Source organism: Telluria sp. GW821-FHT07G12, assembly GCF_059418525.1.
On sequence record NZ_JBWKQA010000003.1, the window covers coordinates 1 to 22,077 of the forward strand.

Annotated in this window: 22 protein-coding genes; 15 read left to right on the forward strand and 7 right to left on the reverse strand. The window is 66.9% G+C overall.

Annotation, left to right across the window (positions count from 1 at the left end):
• Window positions 1–90 precede the first annotated feature (90 nt).
• The 5 genes from mreD to AC07PE_RS12515 all read left to right on the forward strand — a co-directional run bounded on the left by mreD (window position 91) and on the right by AC07PE_RS12515 (window position 5,100).
• Window positions 91–603 (forward strand): rod shape-determining protein MreD, encoded by a 513-nt coding sequence (gene mreD, locus AC07PE_RS12495; RefSeq protein WP_498764797.1) that lies wholly within the window; start codon window positions 91–93, stop codon window positions 601–603.
• 8 nt (window positions 604–611) lie between these two features.
• On the forward strand, window positions 612–2,600 hold the full coding sequence (gene mrdA, locus AC07PE_RS12500) for a penicillin-binding protein 2 (protein ID WP_498764799.1): 1,989 nt from the start codon (window positions 612–614) through the stop codon (window positions 2,598–2,600).
• A 3-nt stretch (window positions 2,601–2,603) separates the two neighbouring features.
• On the forward strand, window positions 2,604–3,722 hold the full coding sequence (rodA, locus tag AC07PE_RS12505) for a rod shape-determining protein RodA (RefSeq protein WP_498764801.1): 1,119 nt from the start codon (window positions 2,604–2,606) through the stop codon (window positions 3,720–3,722).
• Window positions 3,723–3,876: 154 nt separating this feature from the next.
• The gene (locus tag AC07PE_RS12510; RefSeq protein ID WP_498764803.1) at window positions 3,877–4,776 is read left to right on the forward strand and encodes a septal ring lytic transglycosylase RlpA family protein; all 900 of its coding nucleotides are present in this window, start codon (window positions 3,877–3,879) and stop codon (window positions 4,774–4,776) included.
• A gap of 72 nt (window positions 4,777–4,848) precedes the next feature.
• Window positions 4,849–5,100: a hypothetical protein gene (locus AC07PE_RS12515; protein WP_498764805.1), complete on the forward strand. Its 252-nt coding sequence runs from the start codon at window positions 4,849–4,851 to the stop codon at window positions 5,098–5,100.
• A gap of 23 nt (window positions 5,101–5,123) precedes the next feature.
• Here the strand turns inward: AC07PE_RS12515 and AC07PE_RS12520 are convergent, their stop codons facing one another.
• From AC07PE_RS12520 to argS, 7 genes are read right to left on the reverse strand one after another with little or no spacing between them, the layout of a single operon-like run.
• Window positions 5,124–5,855: an SPOR domain-containing protein gene (locus AC07PE_RS12520; protein WP_498764807.1), complete on the reverse strand. Its 732-nt coding sequence runs from the start codon at window positions 5,853–5,855 to the stop codon at window positions 5,124–5,126.
• Between the two features lie 9 nt (window positions 5,856–5,864).
• A complete protein-coding gene (locus AC07PE_RS12525; RefSeq protein ID WP_498766045.1) occupies window positions 5,865–6,596 on the reverse strand; it encodes a type III pantothenate kinase in 732 nt (243 codons plus the stop codon).
• 13 nt (window positions 6,597–6,609) lie between these two features.
• Window positions 6,610–7,374 (reverse strand): biotin--[acetyl-CoA-carboxylase] ligase, encoded by a 765-nt coding sequence (locus AC07PE_RS12530; protein WP_498764809.1) that lies wholly within the window; start codon window positions 7,372–7,374, stop codon window positions 6,610–6,612.
• A complete protein-coding gene (locus tag AC07PE_RS12535) occupies window positions 7,371–8,156 on the reverse strand; it encodes an SDR family oxidoreductase (protein ID WP_498764811.1) in 786 nt (261 codons plus the stop codon). The genes AC07PE_RS12530 and AC07PE_RS12535 overlap by 4 nt, the downstream gene beginning before the upstream one ends.
• Window positions 8,153–8,833, reverse strand: coding sequence for a thiol:disulfide interchange protein DsbA/DsbL (locus AC07PE_RS12540; protein ID WP_498764813.1), 681 nt, complete (start codon window positions 8,831–8,833; stop codon window positions 8,153–8,155). Before AC07PE_RS12540 ends, AC07PE_RS12535 begins: the two co-directional genes overlap by 4 nt.
• Before the next feature lie 10 nt (window positions 8,834–8,843).
• A complete protein-coding gene (locus AC07PE_RS12545; protein WP_498764815.1) occupies window positions 8,844–9,563 on the reverse strand; it encodes an SPOR domain-containing protein in 720 nt (239 codons plus the stop codon).
• Window positions 9,563–11,275: an arginine--tRNA ligase gene (gene argS / locus AC07PE_RS12550; RefSeq protein ID WP_498764817.1), complete on the reverse strand. Its 1,713-nt coding sequence runs from the start codon at window positions 11,273–11,275 to the stop codon at window positions 9,563–9,565. The genes AC07PE_RS12545 and argS overlap by 1 nt, the downstream gene beginning before the upstream one ends.
• 157 nt (window positions 11,276–11,432) lie before the next feature.
• On the opposite strand from argS, the gene rsmB reads away from it, so the two are divergent.
• From rsmB to AC07PE_RS12600, 10 genes are all read left to right on the forward strand, one after another.
• On the forward strand, window positions 11,433–13,010 hold the full coding sequence (gene rsmB, locus AC07PE_RS12555) for a 16S rRNA (cytosine(967)-C(5))-methyltransferase RsmB (protein WP_498764818.1): 1,578 nt from the start codon (window positions 11,433–11,435) through the stop codon (window positions 13,008–13,010).
• Window positions 13,011–13,049: 39 nt separating this feature from the next.
• Complete coding sequence (locus AC07PE_RS12560; protein WP_498764820.1) at window positions 13,050–13,613, forward strand: DUF4390 domain-containing protein; 564 nt, start codon at window positions 13,050–13,052, stop codon at window positions 13,611–13,613.
• A 3-nt stretch (window positions 13,614–13,616) separates the two neighbouring features.
• The gene (locus AC07PE_RS12565) at window positions 13,617–15,935 is read left to right on the forward strand and encodes a sensor histidine kinase (protein WP_498764822.1); all 2,319 of its coding nucleotides are present in this window, start codon (window positions 13,617–13,619) and stop codon (window positions 15,933–15,935) included.
• A 52-nt stretch (window positions 15,936–15,987) separates the two neighbouring features.
• Entirely contained in the window at window positions 15,988–16,722 is a 735-nt protein-coding gene (locus AC07PE_RS12570; protein WP_498764824.1) for a response regulator, read from the forward strand.
• A complete protein-coding gene (locus AC07PE_RS12575) occupies window positions 16,719–17,156 on the forward strand; it encodes a GTPase (RefSeq protein ID WP_498764826.1) in 438 nt (145 codons plus the stop codon). The genes AC07PE_RS12570 and AC07PE_RS12575 overlap by 4 nt, the downstream gene beginning before the upstream one ends.
• 109 nt (window positions 17,157–17,265) lie before the next feature.
• A complete protein-coding gene (locus AC07PE_RS12580; protein ID WP_230020237.1) occupies window positions 17,266–17,523 on the forward strand; it encodes a BTH_I0359 family protein in 258 nt (85 codons plus the stop codon).
• 83 nt (window positions 17,524–17,606) lie between these two features.
• Window positions 17,607–18,377 carry a class II glutamine amidotransferase gene (locus AC07PE_RS12585; protein ID WP_498764829.1) on the forward strand — a complete coding sequence of 257 codons (771 nt, stop codon included), beginning with the start codon at window positions 17,607–17,609 and terminating at the stop codon, window positions 18,375–18,377.
• Window positions 18,378–18,490: 113 nt separating this feature from the next.
• Window positions 18,491–19,804, forward strand: a complete 1,314-nt coding sequence (locus tag AC07PE_RS12590; RefSeq protein ID WP_498764831.1) for an EAL and HDOD domain-containing protein — start codon at window positions 18,491–18,493, stop codon at window positions 19,802–19,804.
• 13 nt (window positions 19,805–19,817) lie between these two features.
• Complete coding sequence (locus AC07PE_RS12595) at window positions 19,818–20,759, forward strand: ABC transporter ATP-binding protein (protein ID WP_498764833.1); 942 nt, start codon at window positions 19,818–19,820, stop codon at window positions 20,757–20,759.
• 6 nt (window positions 20,760–20,765) lie between these two features.
• Window positions 20,766–22,040 carry an ABC transporter permease gene (locus AC07PE_RS12600; protein ID WP_498764835.1) on the forward strand — a complete coding sequence of 425 codons (1,275 nt, stop codon included), beginning with the start codon at window positions 20,766–20,768 and terminating at the stop codon, window positions 22,038–22,040.
• Window positions 22,041–22,077: the final 37 nt, after the last annotated feature.

Genomic DNA, 22,077 nt, shown 5'->3' on the forward strand with positions numbered 1-22,077 from the left:
CGCCGCGCCCGCCGCCCGCCAGCCGGCCGCGGCCCGCCAGCCGGCCGCGGCCCGCCAGCCGGCCGCGGCCCGTACCGGGGAGGGCGCCTGATGCCCCGTCCGCATTACATCCTGCTGCCGGTCAGCCCGCTGTTCATCGCGTTCAGCCTGATCTGCGCCTTCATGCTCAACCTGATGCCTTGGGGCCGCTGGGTCGGCGCGCCGGACTTCGTCGCGCTGGTGTTGGTCTTCTGGGGCATCCACCAGCCGCGCAAGGTCGGCATCGGCATCGCCTTTTCGATGGGCCTGCTGATGGACGTGCACGACGCCACGCTGCTTGGCGAGAACGCGCTGGCCTATACGCTGCTATCCTATCTGGCGATCATGATCCACCGCCGCGTGCTGTGGTTCCCGCTGGTGACCCAGGCGATCCACGTGTTCCCGCTGCTGCTGCTGACGCAGGCGATCCAGGTGATGGTGCGCTTCATCGTCACCGGGCGTTTTCCGGGCTGGCTGCACTTCATCGAGAGCCTGATCGCGGTAGCCCTGTGGCCGGTCGTGACCTGGCTGCTGCTGGCGCCGCAACGGCGTGCGGTCGACAAGGACCACACGCGTCCAATCTGATGTGCTGAATGACCGAGATTAAAGACAGCGATCGCGAGATCCACCACTTCCGCATGCGCCTCTCGGCGCTGGTGGTGCTCGTGTTTATCTGCTTCGGCCTGCTGGTGGCCCGCTTCGTCTGGCTGCAGGTGGTCAAGCACAACCAGTACATGGCCCAGGCCGAGGACAACCGCATCGCGCTGGTGCCGATCGTCCCGAACCGCGGCCTGATCCTGGACCGCAACGGCGTGGTCCTGGCCAGTAACTACTCGGCCTACACGCTCGAGATCACGCCCTCGAAGCTGGAGGCGAATCTCGACTCCGTGATCGACGAGCTGGCCAAGCTGGTCACGATCGAAGCGAAGGACCGCAAGCGCTTCAAGCGTCTGCTGGAAGAGTCGAAGAATTTTTCCAGCGTGCCGATCCGCACCCGCCTGACCGACGACGAGGTCGCGCGCTTCACCGCGCAGCGCTTCCGCTTCCCCGGCGTCGAGGTGCAGGCGCGCCTGTTCCGCCAGTACCCGCTGGGCGAGATCGCTTCGCACGTGCTGGGCTACATCGGCCGCATCAACCAGGCCGAGGCCAAGGTCATCGAAAACAGCGACGACTCCGCCAACTACAACGGCACCGATCACATCGGTAAGGAAGGCCTGGAGAAGAGCTACGAGCGCCAGCTGCATGGCGTCACCGGCTACGAGGAAGTCGAGCGCTCGGCCGGCGGCCGCGCCATCCGCACCCTGTCGCGCACGCCGCCGGTGCCGGGCACCAACCTGATCCTGTCGATCGACATCGAGCTGCAGAAGGTGATCGAGGAAGCCTTCGGCGACTTCCGCGGCGCGCTGGTCGCGATCGAGCCGGAAACCGGCGACGTGCTGGCCTACGTGTCGCGCCCGGGTTTCGATCCCAACCTGTTCGTCGACGGCATCGATTCCCAGAGCTGGACGGAGCTGAACACCTCGCTCGACCGTCCGCTGATGAACCGTCCGCTGTCCGGTACCTATCCGCCCGGTTCGACCTTCAAGCCCTTCATGGCGCTGGCCGCGCTCGAAGCCGGCAAGCGCCGTCCGGAGCAGGGCATCAGCGACCCAGGCTTCTTCATGCTCGGCGGCCACCGCTTCAACGACGACAAGCCGGGCGGCCACGGCTACATCGACATGTACCGCTCGATCGTGATGTCCTGCGATACCTACTACTACCAGCTCGGCAACGAGATGGGCATCGATCTGATCAGCAGCTTCATGAAGCAGTTCGGCTTTGGTTCGCCGACCGGCATCGACCTCGAACACGAGAAGGGCGGCGTGCTGCCTTCGCAGGAGTGGAAGCGCGAGCGCTTCAAGAAAAACCGCGCGGCCCAGAAGTGGGTCGGCGGCGACACGATCTCGATCAGCATCGGCCAGGGCTTCAACAGCTACACCATGCTGCAGCTGGCGCACGCGGTGTCGACCCTGGCCAACAACGGCGTGATCATGAAGCCGCACCTGGTGAAAATCCTGGAAGACGGCGGCACCCGCCAGCGCACGCTGACGGTGGCGAAGGAATCCGGGCGCATCCCGCTGAAGCAGGAAAACATCGACGTCATCAAGCGCGCCATGGTCGGTGTGATCAACGATAACAGCGGCACCGGCTTCATGGCCTTCCGCAATGCCGGCTACCTTGCCGGCGGCAAGACCGGTACCGCGCAGGTGGTCGGTCTGAAAGGCGCCAAGTACAACCACAACATGACGCCGGAACGCATGCGCGACAACGCGCTGTTCACCGCCTTCGCGCCGGCCAACAAGCCGAAGATCGCGATCGCGATGGTGGTCGAGAACGCCGGCTTCGGCGCCCAGTACGCGGCGCCGATCGCGCGCAAGGCGCTCGACTACTACCTGCTCGGCAAGCGCCCCGGCGACAAGGCCAAGCCGGTGCCGAGCGTGGCGGTACAGAAGGAAGACCTGGCGGTGCCGGAAGAGTCCTTTGGTCCGAACGCCGGCCTGCCCAAGCCGCCGGGCGGTGAAACCCCTGGCAACAAGGAGTAAGCGATGCCAGCCCATATTCCCGAACGGCGTTCGCTGAGCCGGCGCCTGAAACCCTATCTGCTGGTGTTCGACGGCCCGCTGGCCCTGATCCTGTTCCTGCTGTTCTCGGTCGGCACCCTGACCATGAGCTCGGCCGGCCACGACTTCCCGGGCCGCATGGAAGGGCAGATGCGCAACATCCTGCTGTCCTTCACCGTGATGTGGATCGCGGCGAACATTCCACCGCAGATGCTGCTGCGGCTTGCGGTGCCGATCTACAGCTTCGGCGTCGCGCTGCTGGTGGCGGTGGCGGTGGCCGGTACCGTCAAGAAGGGCGCACGGCGCTGGCTGCACGTGGGCGTCGACATCCAGCCTTCCGAGATCCTGAAGATCGCCACGCCGCTGATGCTGGCCTGGTATTTCCAGACCCGGGCCGGCTTCATGAAGTGGCAGAACTTCATCGTGGCGGCGATCCTGCTGATCATTCCCTTCGGCCTGATCGCCAAGCAGCCCGACCTCGGCACCGCGCTGCTGGTGGGCGCGTCCGGCTTCTACGTGATCTTCCTGGCCGGCCTGTCGTGGAAGGCCCTGCTGGGCCTGTTCACGGCCGGCTGCGCGGCGCTGCCGGTGGCCTGGTCGATGATGCACGACTACCAGCGCGACAGGGTGATGACGCTGATCGATCCCACTTCGGATCCGCTGGGCAAGGGCTTCCACATCATCCAGTCGACCATCGCGATCGGCTCCGGCGGCGTGAGCGGCAAGGGCTACATGAAGGGCACCCAGGCCTACCTGGAATTCATTCCCGAGCGCACCACCGACTTCATCTTCTCGGTGTACTCGGAAGAGTTCGGCCTGGTCGGTAACCTGGTGTTACTGTTCTTGTATTTGCTGCTCATCGGGCGCAGTATGATGATCGCTGCAAACGCCCCGAATCTGTTCACGCGTCTGCTGGCCGGCGCGGTGTCGATGATGTTCTTTACCTATTGTTTCATCAACATGGGTATGGTCAGCGGCATCCTGCCTGTGGTCGGAGTTCCGCTTCCTTTCATGAGCTATGGCGGTACTGCGTTGATTACTTTGGGACTTTGCAGTGGTATATTGATGAGCATTCAAAGACACCGCAAACTGGTGCAGACCTGACATGAAAGAGAACGCGATGGCCGTTCGCGCATTGCGAGGCCGATTTTTGCCAGCGGTCATTACGTTAGCATCCGCAACCCTGATTACCGGCTGCAGTACCACCACCGAGACCGGCGAACACAAAAGCCTGATCCCGCTGCCCTGGAAACACAAAGTGGCAACGCGGCACGGCGACATCGATCCCAGCCTGCCCAAGCTGCCCGCAGCCGGTTCCGGCCGCGGCGGCTACTACCAGGACGACGGTCCCGGCGACAATCCGCCGCCCGGCCTGCGCGACCTGGCGGACGCGGTCGTCAAGTACGAGCCCTACGCCAAGTTTGCCAACAAACCCTACGCGGTGTTCGGCCAGACCTACACGCCGCTGCTCAACGACGAGCCCTTCACCCAGCGCGGCGTGGCCAGCTGGTATGGCGTGAAATTCCATGGCCAGCGCACCTCGTCGGGCGAGCCCTACGACATGTACAAGATGACGGCCGCGCATCCGACGCTGCCGATCCCGTCCTACGCCCGCGTGACGAGCCTGGATTCCGGCAAGTCGGTGGTGGTGCGTATCAACGACCGCGGCCCTTTCCACTCGGACCGCATTGTCGACGTCTCCTACACGGCGGCGCTCAAGCTCGGCTTGCTGGGCAAGGGCAGCCACCAGGTCGAGATCGAGCGCCTGTTCCCGGACGATCCGACCCGCATCGCCACCGTGCGCCGCGCCGCAACCTCGGCCGCGCAGGCCGCGCCGGCGCCGGCGGAAATCGCCGCGCTGATGCTGGAAGACCGCGTGGCGATGGACAGTGCCGCCGTGGCGCGTCCCGACGCCGCTCCCAAGACCGTCAAGTCCGGCTTCTACCTGCAGCTGGGCGCCTACGGGCGTGAAGGCAAGGCCGAAGAGATCGGCGAGATGCTGAAGAAGTCGGGCGTTTCGCAGGCGCTGGAAGTGGTGCGTTCGGGTTCCGTCAACCGGCTCTACAGCGGCCCCTTCGAGACCCGCGCGATGGCGCAGGAGGCGGCGCGGGCCTTGCCTTCCTCTTTGGGCTTGAAACCTATCGTTGTGCGGCGCTGATCGCTGCTGCGGCGCATGCGTGTGGCCGCTAAAGTCTCCTAGTCGCTATACTCGGCCGGCAAAGGAGAAATAATGCTCGATCACGAAAAGACTGCGATGGCGGAACTGGCGTTCAAGCTGGGCCGCATCACCCGCCAGGCGATGTACCAGACGAACGAAGCTCAGCAAGCTTACGACCTGTCGAAAATCGCTGCAGAGGTGCTGGAGCTGGGGCACACCCAGATCGCCCCGGATGTACTGATGATGTTCGTGGCAGGCTTCCACGAAACCGACCCCAGGCCCGAGCGCCGGAAGACGCAGATTCCCGGCGCCGAAAGGGAGTAGCGGCTTCCCGGCGGCTTGGCCGATCAACGGCAATTCTTCACTTCCGCCGACGACACCGCATCCGCCACCGACACGATCCGCTCGCGCGTCGCCGCCTCCAGGTCGCGGAAGCGGTAGCTGTAGCGCGTGGTCTGCGGGCCGCGCGGCGTGATGCGGGCGCTGTGCACACCCTGCTTGTTCAGCTGCGCCAGCAGGGTCTGGGCGCCGCTCTCGGTTTTAAATACGCCCAGCGAGATTGCCCACTTCATGGGCGAATCCCCCGACATGATGAAGAAATTCGTGACGCCGAGCTCGCGCAGCTCGGCGGCCTTGCGGTCGGCCGCGTCCTTGCTGGGCTGCGGCGGGATGTTCACCAGGTAGCTGGTCACGTCCTGGGCCTGCACGGCCTGGCGCGACTGGCGCTCGCCCAGGTCCAGCGATGCCAGGCGCGATTCGAAGCGCTTCGATTCGCCGGCGCTGAAGGTGCCGACCTCGATGCAGGCCAGCGGTTTCGCGGGAGCGGGCGGGGGAGCCGCCGGCGCCTCTTCCTGCGCGGCCGCGGCGGGTGCGCTGGCCGGCGCGGCTGCTGCAGCCGGCGGCGTCTTCGCGGCTTCGGCCTGTTCGCTGGTCAGCAGGGTCAGCCTGCCGGCTTCGAGCTGGGGCTTGATGCGCGCGCGTTCTTCCTCGCTGCCCTTGTTCGAACCCATAAAGCCCTGCGCATACGCGAACAGGGCGGCATTCAGGAACAGCAGCGACCAGAAGACGAATCTCAACACAGCGTTTTCCTATGATGAAGGGGAGGCGAGGGCGGCCGCGTGCAGGCCGACCAGCACGATATTATCCAGCATCCTGCAAGGCACCGACAAAGCTGGCGCCACGTGGCCCGCCGCGCCGCCGGAGACGATGCACAGCTCCGCCGGCAGGGCGGCAAAGGCGCGCTCAATTGCGCCCGCCTGCGCCGCAATGCAGCCGGAACGGATCGCGTCCAGCGTGTTGTCGGCAAAGGCCGGCGGCAGTTCTGCCTGCGCGCTGGTCTCCGGCAGCTGCGCGGTGCCGCGCGCCAGCGAGGACAGCATCAGGCCCAGGCCAGGCAGGATCATGCCGCCGACGAATTCGCCCTCTGCCGAGACGCCGTCGACCGTGGTCGCGGTGCCGCAGGTGGCCACCACCAGCGCCTTGCCGGGAACCAGCGTGCGTGCGCCCAGCGCCGCGGCAAAGCGGTCCGCGCCCAGCTGGGCCGGATTGCGGTAGCGGTTGCGCAGCCCGGCCAGCTCGGCCTGCGCGCCGAACCACTCGGGCGCTGTTACCGGCAGCAGTGCTGCCAGGCGTTCGCGCATGGCGGCGCCGGCCACGTTCGAGACAATCGCGCGCGACACCGCATGTCCGGCCCATGCCGCCGCCAGGCTGTCCAGCTCCGCATGCACCACGGCGCCGTGGGCGATCCAGTCGCCGGGCGCCGCACCGGCTTGCGCGATGGCCCACTTGACCCGGGTATTGCCTGCGTCGACCAGGAGCATCGTCATCGCCGCCTCAGCCCTTGATACGTAGTGAGACGTCGCCGGCGACGATGGCCATGCGGCCGCTTTCCGTGTCCAGCAGCAGGCGGCCGGCATCGTCGACGCCGGCGGCCAGGCCTTCGTGCAGCACTTCGCCGCGGTCGAGGATGGTGACCAGCTGGCCCTGCCAGCCGTGCAGCAGGTTCCAGCGCGCGGTGAAGGCGCCGAAGCCGCGTTGTTCGAACAGGCGCAGAGCGTCGGCCAGGCCGTCCAGGATGGCGGCCAGCAGGGTGTCGCGTTCCATGCGCGCCAGCCAGGGCACGGCGGCCACCGAACGGCCGATCTGTTTTTCCAGTTCGTCCGGCATGGCGAGGTTCAGGCCGATGCCGATCACGGCCCACACGCCGCCGTCATGCGCGGACGCCGTTTCGACCAGGATGCCGGCCAGCTTGTCGCCGTCCTTCAGCACGTCGTTCGGCCATTTCAATTGGACCGGCTGGCCCAGCCGGCCCAGGGTCTCGGCCAGCGCCGTGCCGATCGCCAGCGGCAGGCCGGTCAGCTTCTGCACGCCGCCTGCGAATTTCCAGGCCAGCGAGAAGGTGAGCGAATGGCCCGGCGCGGACAGCCAGCTGCGCCCGGCGCGGCCGCGGCCCGCGGTCTGATGCTCGGCCACCAGCAGCAGAGGTCCCTGCAGTGTGAATGCACGGGTCAAAAGATCGGCGTTGGTCGAGCCGGTTTCAGCCACCACTTCGACGGCGACGCGCGCATGGGACAGTGCCATGATCTGCCGCGCGTTCATGCGGCCTCCTTCCGCGCCTTTTGCGGCGCACGCGCGAACAGCGGGTCGAACAGGAAGTTCGGCAGCGCGCGCAGCAGGCGGGCCACGAGGCCCATCTGCCAGGGGATCACACGGAAGCTTGCGCCGGCATCGATGGCGCGCACGGCTCGCGCCGCGAAGCGTTCGGCCGGCATCAGGAAGGGCATGGGGAAACGGTTATTGCTGGTCATGGGTGTATCGATATAGCCGGGCGCGACGGTCACGACCCGGATGCCGTAAGGGCGCATTTCGAGGCGCAGCGATTCGGCATAGCTGTGCACCGCCGCCTTCGACGCGCAGTAGGCGCCGGCGCCGCGCATGCCGCGGACGCCCGCCATGCTGCCGATCGCCACCAGCCGGCGCGGGCCGGTCTGCGTTTTCATGGTCTCGATGAAGGGTGCGAAGGTGGCGATGGTGGCGTCGACGTTGGTGGCGAACACGGCGCCGAACAGCGGCAGGTCTTCCAGCCGTTCGGTCAGGGTGCCGTGCGAGATGCCGGCCGAGGCGATCACGACGTCGGCGCCGTTGTGCGCGGCGATGAAATCCTGCGCGGCCTGCGCCAGCGCCGCGTGGTCGGTGACGTCGACCGCGTAGGCGCGGTGGGTGTCGGGGTGGGGCAGGCTGGCGATCAGGGCGTCGAGGGCGTCGCTGCGGCGCGCCAGCAGGCCGAGCACGGCGCCCTGGGCCGCATACTCGCGCGCCATGGCGGCGCCGATGCCGCTGGACGCGCCGGTGATGAACACGCGCAGCGGCGTGGAACTCATTGCCGGGCCTTGGCCACCAGATAGTCCATCACCTGCAGCGCGACCTGGTGCTGCTGCGCCTCGCTGCGCGCTTCGCCGGCGGCGATGGCGCGTTCGTTCGCATGCGAGGGCGAGGTCAGGTAACGGCCGCCGATCGCGATCATCGGCCAGCGGTCGATATGGTAAGTGTCCATCATGGCGTCCGCGCGGCGCAGGCGCTGCTGGATGCCGAAGGAGCGGTAGGTGTCGATGAATTTCGCACGGTCGATGCCGTTCTTCGTGATCCAGTCGAACACCTGCTCGTCGCTGTTCAGGCGCAGGCGGTCGACGTGCATGGCGGCGAACACCTTGTCGTGGAACCGATCGGCCAGGCCCATCGCTTCCAGCGTGAAGAACAGGCGCTGCTGCGGCGCCACGTTGGCGTCGCGCGAGACGTGCACGCGCTTGAAGACGATATTGTCGCCCTGCTGCTTGACCCAGGCCGCCAGGTGCGGCTCGAAGGCGTAGCAGTGCGGACAGTAATAGGCGAAGAACTCGATCACCTCGACCTTGCGGCCGGTGTCGGTTGGGAGCGGCGAGGGCAGGGTCAGGTACTCGACCCCGTCCTTCGGTTCGGCGGCGGCGGCAGGCTGCACGGCGCCGGCCGCAAGGGCCAGGCCGCCGAGCAGGGAGGTGCAGAACAGGCGGCGCGTCGTCATCGATGCCCGCTCAGCGCTGGTTGCGCACGATGGCGACGTCGACGCCGCTGTCGAGCAGCTTGGCGCGCGCCTTGTTCATCGCTTCGACCTGGTTGTACGGGCCGAGGCGCACGCGGTGCAGCACGCCGCTGTCGCTGCTGCGGTCGCTGATCGCGGCTTCGAAGCCAAGCAGGGCCAGCTTGGCGCGGGTGGCTTCGGCGTCCGACATTTCGCGGAAGGCGCCGGCCTGCAGGTAGTAGATGTAATCGCCGGCAGCGGCAGCCGGCGCCGCCGCAGCAGCACGGGCAGGCGCAGCCGCAGCAGCCTGCGCCGCCAGCGGATGCGCGTCGCGCGCCACCGGCTGGGACAGGACCGGCGGCTTCGCCTCCATGCTGGCGATCGCCTGGCCCAGCGGATCGGCCGCAGCCGGCGCAGCCGGCGCCGCCGGTGCGGCTGTTTCGGCCGGTTTGGCGCTGCGCGCCGCCGCCTTTTCCGTCACTTCCTTGTTGGCCTCGCGCACGGCGTCGCGGTTGGCGTACATCGGCTTGTTCGGATCCATGGCCTGACCAGGCGCCGGGTCGGCCGGACGTCCCGCCTTGGCGGTCTTTTCGGTGAACGGCGACGCGCCCTTGGTGATCGTCAGGGCCACCGCAACCGCGATGCCGAGGCCGACGATCAGGCCGATGATCAGGCCGGTGAGCGTGCTGCCGCGCTGGCGCGCGAGGGCGCGGATGGTGCGGCTGCGGCCCATTACATCTTCTCCGGCGCCGACACGCCGATCAGCGCGAGGCCGTTGCGCAGCACCTGGCGGACAGCCACGGCCAGGGCCAGGCGCGCCAGTTTCAGCGCTTCGTCGTCGTCGAGCAGCCACTTGTGGGCGAAGTAGTAGCTGTGCAGCTCGCCGGCCAGTTCGCGCAGGTAGAACGCGACCTGGTGCGGGCCGAGTTCGGCCTGGGCGCGCTGCAGCATCTCCGGATAGGCCGCCAGCTTGGCCAGCAGGCCCGCTTCGTGCGGCTGGGTCAGCGGCGACAGGTCGACGTTGGCGAGGCTGGCGACGTCGCCGCCCCAGTTGGCCAGCGCCGAGCAGATGCGCGCGTGGGCGTACTGCACGTAGTACACCGGGTTTTCGTCATTGGTGGCCAGCGCGACGTCGACGTCGAACACGAACTCGGTGTCGGCCTTGCGCGAGATGAGGAAGAAGCGCACGGCGTCGCGGCCGCGGGTGACGTCGCCGTTGCCCGACCATTCGATCAGGTCGCGCACGGTCACGTAGGAGCCGGCGCGCTTGGAGATCTTGACCTCTTCGCCGTTCTTCATCACGGTGACCATCTTGTGCAGCACGTAGTCGGGGTAGCCCTGCGGGATGCCGATGTTCACCGCCTGCAGGCCGGCGCGCACGCGCGCGATGGTGCCGTGGTGGTCGCTGCCCTGGATGTTGATGGCCTGGTCGAAGCCGCGCTTGAATTTCTGGATGTGGTAGGCGACGTCAGGCACGAAATAGGTGAAGGTGCCGTCGGACTTGCGCATCACGCGGTCCTTGTCGTCGCCGTAGTCAGTGGTCTTCAGCCACAGCGCGCCGTCCTGCTCGTAGGTGACGCCGGCGTCGACCAGCGCCTGCACGGCGGCGGCCACCTTGCCGTCGGCGTACAGCGAGGACTCCAGATAGTAATTGTCGAACTTGACGCCGAAGGCCTGCAGATCCTGGTCCTGCTCGTTGCGCAGGTAGGTGACGGCGAAGCGGCGGATCGATTCGATGTCCTCGACGTCGCCGGAGGCGGTGGCCGGCTGGCCGTCGCTGGCCGAGACGGTTTTCTTCGCCAGGAAGTCGTCGGCGATGTCCTGGATGTAGTCGCCGTTGTAGGCCGACTCCGGCCATTCGGCGTCGCCTGGCTTGAAGCCGCGGGCGCGCGCCTGCACCGAGGTCGCCAGGGTGGCGATCTGGACGCCGGCGTCGTTGTAGTAGAACTCGCGGGTGACCTTGTGGCCCTGGGCTTCGAACAGCGCGGACAGGGAGTCGCCCAGCGCGGCCTGGCGGCCGTGGCCGACGTGCAGCGGGCCGGTCGGGTTGGCCGAGACGAATTCGATGATCACGTGGTGGCCATCGCCGCCGTTACCGCGGCCAAAGGCGGCGCCCTGCTGGAGGACGGTACGCACCACCGACTGCTTGGCGGCGTCGGCCACGCGCAGGTTGATGAAGCCCGGACCCGCGATCTCGGCCGAGGCGATCAGGCCCTGCGCCTTCGGATCGGCCTGCAGGGCGGCGACCAGGCGGGTGGCCAGTTCGCGCGGGTTCATCTTGAGCGGCTTGGCCAGTTGCATCGCGATGTTGCAGGCGATGTCGCCATGGGTCGGGTCGCGCGGACGTTCGAGCGCAATATTCGGGGTCAAATCGCTGCCTTCGACGATCGGGGCCAGGGCGGCCTGGAACAGGGCAACGATTTCTTGTTTTTGTTGGGCGAGCATGGACTGTGGTCGAAAATGAAATAGTCTGGGGGATGCTCTCATTATACTGGTTTGACGCAATGCGGAATACGGCTTGGACCTTGCTCCAAAGCTTCGTTTAAGCCTGCGCAACGCTTAACCGCTACAATGTGCGTCTTTATGCATTGTCCGATTCGCCATGACTGAAAAGCGCCCGACGCTCACCCTGAAACCCAAGGCCGCAGCCAAATCCACCGGCCCCGCGCGGCCTCAGGCCAAGGGAGGCCCGGGCAAGAGCGCCGGCGGCCCACGCAAGGACGGCCCGCGCGCCTCCGCGCCGCCGGCCAGCCCGCAAAGCCGCCCGCCAGGCCGGCCGGAACCCATCCCGCAGGCCAAAGCCCCGTCCGCCGTCGACGAAGCGCCGCGCCTGCGCTCCAGCCACGAAGTCAAGGTGCCGGCCCAGCTCGATTTCCGCCCGGACCTGAAGAGCGATTCGCTGGCCTTCGCCCTGCTCGGCGCGGCCAGCAGCCTGGCCCGCGTACGCATCGGCACCGCCTTGCCGCAGGCCCTGTCCGAGGTCTTCCATGCCTATGGCGCGACCCCGCAGGCGCGCGGCGCGATGCAGGACATCGCCTACCGCAGCATGCGCCAGCTGGCGCGCAGCGAGGCGCTGCTGGCCATGATGACCAGCAAGGCGCCGGAGCCGCCGATGCTGGCCGGCCTGCTGTGCGCGGCGCTGACCCTGCTCGATCCGCCGGAAGGCAGCCAGGCGTCGTACGAGGCCTTCACCGTGGTCGATCAGGCGGTCGGCGCGGCGGCGAGCCACCCCGATTTCGCGCACGCCAAGGCGATGGTGAACGCGGTGCTGCGGCGCTTCCTGCGCGAGAAGGACAGCTTGTTGAACACCGTACTGGCGCAGCCGCCGGCGCGCTGGAACTACCCGCAATGGTGGATCGATGCGGTGCGCACCGCCTATCCGCAGCAGTGGCAGGACGTCCTCCAGGCCGGCAACCGCCAGCCGCCGCTGACCTTGCGCGTCAACCTGCGCAAGACGGGAGTCGACGACTACCTGCAGACCCTGGCCGCGGCCGGGATCGAAGCAAGCCGCGTCGGCCCGAGCGCGCTGCGCCTGGCCCAGGCCATGAACGTGACGCAGATTCCCGGCTTCGAGCAGGGCCTGGTATCGGTGCAGGATGCCGGCGCCCAGCTGGCCGCGCCGCTGCTCGACCTGCAGGACGGCATGCGCGTGCTGGACGCCTGCGCGGCCCCGGGCGGCAAGAGCGGCCACATCCTCGAGACCGCCGACGTTGACCTGACCGCGCTGGACTTCGACGGCCGCCGCCTGGCGCGGGTCGACCAGAACCTGCAGCGCCTGGGCCTGCAGGCCACGGTGAAAACCGGCGCCGCGGAAAATACGGACTGGTGGGACGGCGTGCAATACGACCGCATCCTGGCCGACGTGCCGTGCACGGCCTCGGGCATCGTGCGGCGCCATCCGGACATCCGTTGGTTGCGTCGCAAGAGCGATACCCACCAACTTGCAACACTTTCCACCAAAATACTCGACAACCTTTGGCAGATGCTGCGGCCCGATGGTAAATTGCTGTTCGTGACATGTTCGCTCTGGCCGCAGGAATCGGAAGCGCAGGCAGCCGCCTTTGCGGCACGCCATGGTGCGGTCCGCCTCGACGCGCCGGGCCAGCTTCTTCCAACGAGCGGTGCCGGGCAGGATCATGATGGTCTGTTCTATGCCCTGTTCCAGAAGGCCGGGGCGTGAGACTTCCCGATAACACGCTTTTTTAAGGTTCCGGCCCTAGTGACTGCTCGATTTTTTCGCCTGCTCGTTTGCCAGCTGCTGCTGGTATTCGCCTGCGCCAGCGCGCAGGCGGCCGAGGGAATCGAGATCACCCGCGCCGGCATCGAAGCCTCCGACGACGGCTACCGCCTCAACGCCACTTATTCCTTCGAGCTGACGCCCGGCCTCGAGCAGGCCGTGATGCATGGCATCCAGCTGTTCTTCACCACCGAGATCGAACTGACCCGGCCGCGCTGGTGGTGGACCGACGACAAGGCGGTCTCCAAGCGCCGCACCGTGCGCCTGCATTACGACCTGCTGACGCGCCAGTACACCGTGCAGGTGATCGGCAGCATCCAGCAAAGCTATCCGACGCTGGAGGAGGCGATGCTGTCGATCCGACGCCCGAACCGCTGGCTGATCGCCGCCAAGGGCGAGCTCAAACCCGGCGAAGTCTATAACGTCACCCTGCGCATGTTCATGGACCGCGATTACCTGCAGAAGCCGCTCCAGGTGGACGCCTTCAACAATTCCGAGCTGCGGCTGGCGTCGCACAAGAAGACCTTCACTTACCGTGCGGAGTAAGCCGTGACCCAGGTCCTGCGCTACGCACTCGTGATCGGCAGCGCGATCGGCACGATCCTGCTGTTCCTGCTCGCCTCCGCGACCGACAATTCGGGCTTCCTCGACCGTAACTACTCCTGGCTGCTGGGTGTGAACACCGCGGTCGCCGGCGCGCTGCTGATCCTCGTGATCGTGGCCCTGACGCGCCTGTATGCGCGCTACAAGGCCGGCAAGTTCGGCTCGCGCCTGATGACGCGCCTGATGCTGCTGTTCGCCGGCATCGGCATCCTGCCCGGACTGGTGATCTTCATGGTCTCGGTGCAGTTCGTGTCGCACTCGATCGAGTCCTGGTTCGACGTCAAGATCGAGGCCGCGCTGGCCTCCGGCCTGAGCCTGGGGCAGGCGGCGCTGGACGAATCGAAGTCCCAGCTGGGCGTGACCGCCAACACCGCCGCCGCCACCCTGGCCGGCCAGGACCCGGCCAATGCGCGCGCGATCCTGACCCGCGTGGTCGGCGGCGAGACCGGGATGCAGAGCGCCATGCTGCTGTCGGCCGAAGGCCAGGTGCTGGCTTCGGCCGCCGAGGATCCGCAGGTCGACCTGACGCCCGACCTGCCGACCGCGCAGATGCTCAAGCGCGCCGCGCTGCCGGGCGGGTATGCGCAGTCCGAAGGCAGCGCCGAACGCGAGTTCCGCGACTTCCAGGGCGCCGGCGCGCCCAGCGGCCTGGACATGGCCACCGGCCTGCGCCTGCGCGCGGTGGTGGCGGTGCCGGAGCCGCCCGGCACGGCGCCGCGCTACCTGCAGCTGATCCAGTCGGTGCCGGTCAACCTGGCCACCAATGCCCAGGTGCTGCAGGACGCCTACAGCACTTACCAGAACCGCGCCTTCTCGCGCCTCGGCCTGCGCAAGATGTACATCGGGACCCTGGTCCTGACCCTGCTGCTGGCGATCTTTTCCGCCATCGGCAGCTCCTTCCTCATAGCCGGCAACCTGGCGCAGCCGCTGCTGGTGCTGGCCGAGGGCACGCGCGCGGTGGCCGAGGGCGACCTGTCGCCGCGCCCGATCGTCGAGACCAACGACGAACTCGGCACGCTCACCCAGTCCTTCAACGCCATGACCGGCCAGCTGTTCGAGGCGCGTTCGGCGGTGGAGCGCAACCGCTCCGCGCTCGAAAGCGCCAAGGCCCACCTCGAATCGGTGCTGGCCAACATGTCGGCCGGCGTGGTCGTGATGGATGCCGATGGCGTGGTGGTCAACTCGAACGATGCCGTGCACCGCATCCTGCAGGTTGACGCCAACGCGCTGGCGGGCCGTCCCCTGGATGCGATCGAGGGCCTCGAGGCCTTCGCCAGCGCCGTCACGCGCGCCTTCTCGGCCCAGAGCGCGGCCCAGAGCGCACACACCTCCGCGCGCCACGGCCGCCGCCACGGCGACCTGCGCGCCCACTGGCAGCAGCAGATCGAAGTGCCGCGCCGGCCCGGCACCACCGACGACCACGACCTGACCCTGCTGGCGCGCGGCTCGCGCCTGCCGGTGGGGGCGGGCAGCGGCTTCATCGTGGTGTTCGACGACATCTCGGACGTGATCTCGGCCCAGCGCTCGGTGGCCTGGGGCGAGGTGGCGCGCCGCCTGGCGCACGAGATCAAGAACCCGCTGACGCCGATCCAGTTGTCGGCCGAGCGCATGCAGATGAAGCTGGCCGACCGCCTGGATCCGGACAGCGCCGCGCTGCTGAAAAAGGGCACCGACACCATCGTCATGCAGGTCGACGCCATGAAGCGCATGGTCGACGACTTCCGCGACTATGCCAAGGCGCCGCCGGCGGTGCTGCACCCGCTCGACCTGAACGACCTGATCTCGCAGATCCTGAACCTGTATTTGGCCGGGGACGGCTCGGACGTCATCCACGCCGCATTGGGCGCCAACCTGCCGCAGGTGATGGGCGACGCCACCCAGTTGCGCCAGGTGATCCACAACCTGCTGCAGAACGCGCAGGACGCGCTGGCCGACGCGCCGCCGCCGAACGGCGATGCACCACGCATCGACGTGGTCACCGAGGCCATCCACTACGAGGGCGCGGACGGGGCCGCCGGCACCGCGGTGCGCCTGGCGATCGTCGACAACGGGCCCGGTTTCGCCCCGAAAATCCTGTCGCGCGCCTTCGAACCCTATGTCACATCGAAGGTCCGGGGCACCGGTCTGGGCCTGCCGATGGTCAAGAAGATCGTCGACGAACACGGTGGCCGGATCGACGTTGCCAACCGCGCGGATGGATCTGGCGCTTCGGTATCGATTTTGCTGTTAAAGTTAGCTCCCGAGGCGAACTTGGCCGAAGTGTAAATCGCGCTTAGAATCTGGGCTGTGTGAGGGTCAGACAGGAAGGCAATACAAGATGGCGAACATACTCGTAGTTGACGATGAAATGGGAATTCGCGAGCTGCTCTCGGAGATCCTCGGCGACGAGGGCCACGTGGTGCAGCTGGCCGAGAATGCCCAGCAGGCCCGTGTCGCACGCCAGCAGGGCGCGCCCGACCTGGTGCTGCTCGACATCTGGATGCCGGATACCGACGGCGTCACGCTGCTCAAGGAGTGGCAGCGCGATGGCTTGCTCAGCATGCCGGTGATTATGATGTCCGGGCACGCGACGATCGATACCGCGGTCGAGGCGACCCGCATCGGCGCGCTGAACTTCCTCGAAAAGCCGATTGCCTTGCAAAAGCTGCTGAAGGCCGTGCAGCAGGGCCTGACCCGTGCCCAGGAAGTGGCGCGCGCCCCGGCCATCGCCCCGCGCCCGGCCGTGGCCAGCGCCCCCGTGCCCGAGCCGAGCATCCCGAGCGCGCCGATGTACGCGGCCCAGCCGCCGCAGAACGGCGCGATCGGCATCGCCCGCCCGGTCAGCAACGGCGAAGCCCATGCCCATGGCTACACGCTGTCCTTCGACCTGCCGCTGCGCGAGGCGCGCGACGCCTTCGAGCGCATGTACTTCGAGCACCATCTCGGCCGCGAAGGCGGTTCGATGACGCGCGTGGCCGAAAAGACCGGCCTCGAACGCACCCACCTGTACCGCAAGCTCAAGCAACTGGGCGTCGAGCCCGGCAAGCTGGGCAAGAAGAACATCGCCCAATGACGCTGGCTACTCCCGTGACCGTTACTCTGGTCACGGGCCCTTCGGCGGTAATGCGCGAGCAGGCGATTTTCGAACAGCTTCAGTTGTCAAATTTGCACCATGATGGTGCAAAAGACCGGTCGATGCCCTTGCAGGCCATCGTCCTCGAAGGCCTCGCGCCCGGAACTTCCCCTCTAGACACCCTTCCTGCGCATGTCCTGTGCGAGCGCATTGCCCCCGGCTGCCTGTGCTGCGCCGGCAATCTGGTTTTGCGTGTAACATTGAATCGCATGCTGCGCCAACGCCCCGAACGTCTCTTCATCGGTGTCGCCCGCAGCGAGCATCTTGATCAGTTGCGATCGTGGCTGCAGGCCGAGCCATACGATCAGCTGCTAAGGCTGACCCCCGATCATAGGATCGCGCCTACAGCGCCTCAGGAAATTCCGGATACTTGAAATCGGTTGGGACAGCCCCACCTCAGCATTGAAGTGGAAAGCAAACCCTTGTTGGCTGCCCGCCGCCGGGCACCATGCTTCGCCAACCTGATCGAGTGAAGGAGTCATCATGAACATGATCTACAACAGCGAGCAATATAGCGTCGTCGAATTTGGCGTCGATCACAACCTCGAAGCCCTGCGCTTCGGCGGCTACGAGATCGTCGACAAGTCCGGCCGTCGCGAAGCATTCATCGGCGGCAAACTGGCGCAATCGTTCCGTCGCGACGTGAACAACCTGATTGCAAGCGAGCCGACGATGGAAGAGATCGACGAGTTCCTGGGTTCTTACGATACCCTGATGAGCCAGCCGGTAGTCCTGCATTGAACCGCATCGCCCGGGCCCATTCTCCATTGCGCAGAATGCGCTTCTGAGGGGGCCCGGCCGTCGACGCATGGTAAGCTTGTCCCATGTGTCAATTACTCGCCATGAATTGCAATGTCCCGACTGACATTGTCTTCAGTTTTACCGGCTTCGCCCACCGCGGCGGCCGCACCGATACCCACCACGACGGCTGGGGCATCGCCTTCTTCGAGGGCGCCGGGGTTCGCCATTTCGTCGACCACCAGGCCGCCATCGCCTCGCCGATCGCCGAACTGATCAAGCAGTATCCGATCAAGTCGCTCAACGTCATCGCCCACATCCGCAAGGCCACGCAAGGGCAGGTCGCGCTGGAAAACTGCCATCCCTTCGTGCGCGAGCTGTGGGGCCGCTACTGGGTGTTCGCCCACAACGGCGACCTCAAGGATTTCAACCCGGTGCTGGACGGCCCCTTCCGCCCGGTCGGCAACACCGACAGCGAAACCGCCTTCTGCTTCCTGCTGCAGCAGCTGCGCGAGCGCTTCGGCGACCGCATGCCCGCGATGCCGGCCCTGCGCGCGGCCATCCGCGACCTGGTGCACGTGATCGCGCGCCATGGCACCTTCAACATGATGCTGTCGGACGGCACGGCGATGTTCGCCCATTGCTCGACCAAGCTGTGCTACGTCGTGCGCCAGTATCCCTTCGATAAGGCCTGCCTGGCCGACGAAGACCTGTCGGTCGATTTCTCGCAGGTGACCACGCCGAACGACCGCGTCGCCATCATCGTCACCACGCCGCTCACCACCAACGAAACCTGGACCGAGTTCGCACCCGGCGAGCTGAAGGTCTTCGTCGATGGCTGGCCGTTGTCGGAATAATCCGAAATGTGATTGGATTGGCACGTTTTTGGCAGGAAATTAATGCCTAAAAGCCACTAAGTAGGCGGAATGCGGTAAAGTAGCCTGGTGTACAAGCTGCCAACGAGTCCAAGATGACCGATACCCCGAGCCAGGATCATGCCGACCATCCCTTGCGGGTGCGTGATTTCTACCTGGGCCGCCAGCCCGTGCTGGACCGCAACCAGGCGCTGTTCGGCTACGAGCTGCTGTTCCGCAGCACGCCGGTCGGGCAGGCCAACATCGGGGCCGGGACGCCAGCCGTGCCTGCACCCGGCCTGAGCGCCACCGCCACCGTCATCGCCCATGCCGCCCAGCTCGGCCTGGCGCGCGCGATCGGCGACGCCCACTGCTTCCTGAACGTCGACGCCGATGTGCTGGGCAGCGACATCTACGCCTTCCTGCCGCGCGAGCGCACCGTGCTCGAACTCGCGCCCTCCGTGATCCCGGATGACGCCGTGCTGGCGCGCATGGCCGAACTGGCCGGCCACGGCTTCCAGTTCGCCCTCGACGGCATCGGCGGCGACACTGCGCGCCTGCAGAAGCTGCTGCCGCTGGCGCGCTTTGTCAAAGTCGACGTGCGCAACAACACGCAGCCGGCGCTGATCGCCCTGGTGACGCGCCTGCACGGCATGAACAAGACCGTGGTGGCGGACAAGGTCGAGACCCGCGACGAATACCAGGCCTGCATGGACCTCGGCGTCGACTACTTCCAGGGCTATTATTTCGCCCGGCCCTCGGTGCTGGGCGGACGCAAGCTCTCGCCCTCGCAAGTAGCGGTGCTGGACCTGATGAACAAGATCACCTCGGACGTCGACAACGCCGACATCGAGCGCGCCGTGAAGCGCGACGTGACGGTGGCGATGAATCTGCTGCGCCTGGTGAACACGCCGGCCGTCGGCGCGCGCCAGCGCATCGACTCGGTGTCCCAGGCCCTGATCGTGCTGGGCCGGCGCCAGCTGCAGCGCTGGCTGCAGATCATGCTGTACGCCGAGCCGGGCACGCGCGGCCACAACCAGACCCCGCTGCTGATGCTGGCGACCACGCGCGGGCGCCTGATGGAGCTGCTGGCCCAGCGCCTGCGCCCCGGCCAGCGCTACCTGTCCGAGATCGCCTTCACGGTCGGCATCATGTCGCTGATGGACGTCCTGTTCGGCATCCCGATGGCCGACATCGTCGAGCAGATCCCGGTCAGCGAGGAAATCACCAATGCGCTGCTGCGTCGCAGCGGCTTCTTCGGCGAGCTGCTCAAGCTGGCCGAATGCATCGAGTCGCCGGACAGCCACGACAGCCAGGACGACGACGTGCTGCCGGCCCTGCGCGGGCTGGCGATTTCGGGCGACGACATGGTCGAACTCGAGATGGCGGCATTCCAGTGGTCCGATTCAGTCGTAAGGTACGCGATTTAAGAAGGGGTAGAGCATGTCGTCGGTCCTGCTAAGCGTGAACAATCTGGTCAAGACTTACGGGACACGGCGGGCCGTCGACGGCGTCTCCTTCCGCGTGCTGGCCGGCCAGACGGTCGGCCTGCTGGGCCCGAACGGCGCCGGCAAGTCGACCATCGTCGGCATGCTGTGCGGGCTGCTGACGCCTGACTCGGGCGACATCGTCCTCGGCGGCGAGCGCGTCACGCCGGGCGCCGCAGCCGTCAAGCGCAAGATCGGCGTGGTGCCGCAGGACCTGGCGCTGTACGACGATTTATCGGCACTGGAAAACCTGAAGCTGTTCGGCGCCCTGTACGGCCTGCGCGGCAAGCTGCTGCTCGAGCGCGTCGAGACGGTGCTGGGCCAGGTGAACCTGACGGACCGCGCGCGCGACAAGCCGGCCACCTTCTCGGGCGGGATGAAGCGCCGCCTGAACATCGCCGCCGCCCTGATGCACGATCCGCAGCTGCTGATCCTGGACGAGCCCACCGTCGGCGTCGACCCGCAAAGCCGCAACGCCATCTTCGACACCCTGGAAGCCCTGCAGGCTCAGGGCAAGGCCCTGATCTACACCAGCCACTACATGGAAGAAGTGGAGCGCCTGGCCGATCACATCGTCATCATCGACCACGGCAAGGTGCTGGCCGACGAAAGCCCGGCCTCGCTGCACAGCCGCCTGGCGGCCCAGGCCGCGCTGCGCGTGGAACTGGCCGAGCCTGCGCATGCGTCCCTGCTGGACGGCCTGCGCGGACAGCGCGGCGTGACATCGCTGAGCGCCGACGGCGGCGCCCTCGACATCGGGCTGGCGCAGGCGGCCGATGCCTTGCCGGTGATGGGCTGGCTGCAGCAGGCCGGCTGCAAGCCGCTGCACTTCGCCACCGCACGCACCAGCCTCGAAGACATCTTCCTGGCCCTGACCGGACGCTCCCTGCGCGACTGATTCGACATGACTGCCTTCTATGCCCTGATCCGCAAGGATCTCATCCTGTTCCTGTCCGACCGCCGCGCCCTCGTGATGACGCTGGTGCTGCCGATCGTGATCGCGGCCTTCTTCGGTTCCCTGTTCGGCGGCAGCGCCAAGACCAGCGCCATCGAGGTCGCGCTGGTGCAGCAGGACACAAGCGACATCGGCAACAAGATCGCCGCCGGCCTGAAGGCGGATCCCAACCTGCACATCACGGCCATGGCCATGGCGGATGCCGAGAAGGCCGTGCGCAAGGGCGACCAGAAAGTGGCGATCGTGCTGCCGGCGGGCTTTGGCGAAGCGGCCGGCGGCGCCCTGTTCGGCAACGGCAAAAAGCCGGAGATTCCGCTGCTGTACGACCCCTCGCAGCCGGCGGTGCTGGCCATGGTCAAGGGCATGCTGACCCAGCAGGTCATGTCGGTGGTGAGCGCCGAGATGTTCGGCGGGCAGATGGGGCAGGAGATGACGGCGCGCAGCCTGCAGCAGCTGGACAAGGCGGCGCAGACGGACCCGGACAGCAAGGCTTTGCGCGACATGCTGGCCAGCGTGCAGAAGTACCAGGCGCTGCCTGCCAGGGACGGCGCCGCGGCCGGGCCCTCGAAAGGCTTGAGCATGCCCTTCACGACCAGCGACCGCCAGCTCTCCAGCGGCATCGCGGAGCAGGGCTACAACGCCTATGCGCACGCCTTTGCCGGCATGGGCGTGCAGTTCATCCTCTTCATGGGCATCGACATGGGCATCGGCATCCTGCTGGCCCAGCGCAGCGGCGTCTGGAACCGCCTGCTGGCGGCGCCGGTGGGCCTGAGCCAGGTGCTGCTGGCGCGCGCCGCCTCCGGCGCCATCATCGCCTTCGCGCTGCTGTGCATCGTGTTCACGGTGGCGGTGTTCGTATTCGGCGTGCACATCGCCAGCCTGCCGGGCTTCCTCGGCATGGCGCTGTGCTTCGGCATGCTGACCGCCAGCCTGGGCCTGGTAATTGCCGCCTTCGGCAAGACCCCGGAAGCGGCGCGCAAGATCGCCATGTTCGCGATCCTGATCATGGTGATGCTGGGCGGGGCCTGGCTGCCGTCCTTCCTGTTCCCGGCGTGGATGCAGCAGCTGACCCTGGCGGTGCCGACGCGCTGGGCGATCGACGGCCTGGATGCGGTGACCTGGCGCGGGCAGGATGTGCTGGCCGTGGCGCCGGCGATGGCGGCGCTGCTGGGTTTTTCGCTGCTGTTTGCGCTGCTCGCCGTGTGGAAGTTCAAACGTTCGTGAGGCGTGGGCTCGGGGAGCCCACCCTACGTCAGCTGTA

What these genes read in the sequence shown, in the direction of transcription:
- mreD (WP_498764797.1), top strand. Translation starts at nt 91, where the DNA reads ATGCCCCGTCCGCATTACATCCTGCTGCCGGTCAGCCCGCTGTTCATC.
- mrdA (WP_498764799.1), top strand. Translation starts at nt 612, where the DNA reads ATGACCGAGATTAAAGACAGCGATCGCGAGATCCACCACTTCCGCATG.
- rodA (WP_498764801.1), top strand. Translation starts at nt 2,604, where the DNA reads ATGCCAGCCCATATTCCCGAACGGCGTTCGCTGAGCCGGCGCCTGAAA.
- AC07PE_RS12515 (WP_498764805.1), top strand. Translation starts at nt 4,849, where the DNA reads ATGCTCGATCACGAAAAGACTGCGATGGCGGAACTGGCGTTCAAGCTG.
- AC07PE_RS12525 (WP_498766045.1), bottom strand. Translation starts at nt 6,596, where the DNA reads ATGCTCCTGGTCGACGCAGGCAATACCCGGGTCAAGTGGGCCATCGCG.
- AC07PE_RS12530 (WP_498764809.1), bottom strand. Translation starts at nt 7,374, where the DNA reads ATGAACGCGCGGCAGATCATGGCACTGTCCCATGCGCGCGTCGCCGTC.
- AC07PE_RS12535 (WP_498764811.1), bottom strand. Translation starts at nt 8,156, where the DNA reads ATGAGTTCCACGCCGCTGCGCGTGTTCATCACCGGCGCGTCCAGCGGC.
- AC07PE_RS12540 (WP_498764813.1), bottom strand. Translation starts at nt 8,833, where the DNA reads ATGACGACGCGCCGCCTGTTCTGCACCTCCCTGCTCGGCGGCCTGGCC.
- AC07PE_RS12545 (WP_498764815.1), bottom strand. Translation starts at nt 9,563, where the DNA reads ATGGGCCGCAGCCGCACCATCCGCGCCCTCGCGCGCCAGCGCGGCAGC.
- argS (WP_498764817.1), bottom strand. Translation starts at nt 11,275, where the DNA reads ATGCTCGCCCAACAAAAACAAGAAATCGTTGCCCTGTTCCAGGCCGCC.
- rsmB (WP_498764818.1), top strand. Translation starts at nt 11,433, where the DNA reads ATGACTGAAAAGCGCCCGACGCTCACCCTGAAACCCAAGGCCGCAGCC.
- AC07PE_RS12570 (WP_498764824.1), top strand. Translation starts at nt 15,988, where the DNA reads ATGGCGAACATACTCGTAGTTGACGATGAAATGGGAATTCGCGAGCTG.
- AC07PE_RS12575 (WP_498764826.1), top strand. Translation starts at nt 16,719, where the DNA reads ATGACGCTGGCTACTCCCGTGACCGTTACTCTGGTCACGGGCCCTTCG.
- AC07PE_RS12580 (WP_230020237.1), top strand. Translation starts at nt 17,266, where the DNA reads ATGAACATGATCTACAACAGCGAGCAATATAGCGTCGTCGAATTTGGC.
- AC07PE_RS12585 (WP_498764829.1), top strand. Translation starts at nt 17,607, where the DNA reads ATGTGTCAATTACTCGCCATGAATTGCAATGTCCCGACTGACATTGTC.
- AC07PE_RS12590 (WP_498764831.1), top strand. Translation starts at nt 18,491, where the DNA reads ATGACCGATACCCCGAGCCAGGATCATGCCGACCATCCCTTGCGGGTG.
- AC07PE_RS12595 (WP_498764833.1), top strand. Translation starts at nt 19,818, where the DNA reads ATGTCGTCGGTCCTGCTAAGCGTGAACAATCTGGTCAAGACTTACGGG.
- AC07PE_RS12600 (WP_498764835.1), top strand. Translation starts at nt 20,766, where the DNA reads ATGACTGCCTTCTATGCCCTGATCCGCAAGGATCTCATCCTGTTCCTG.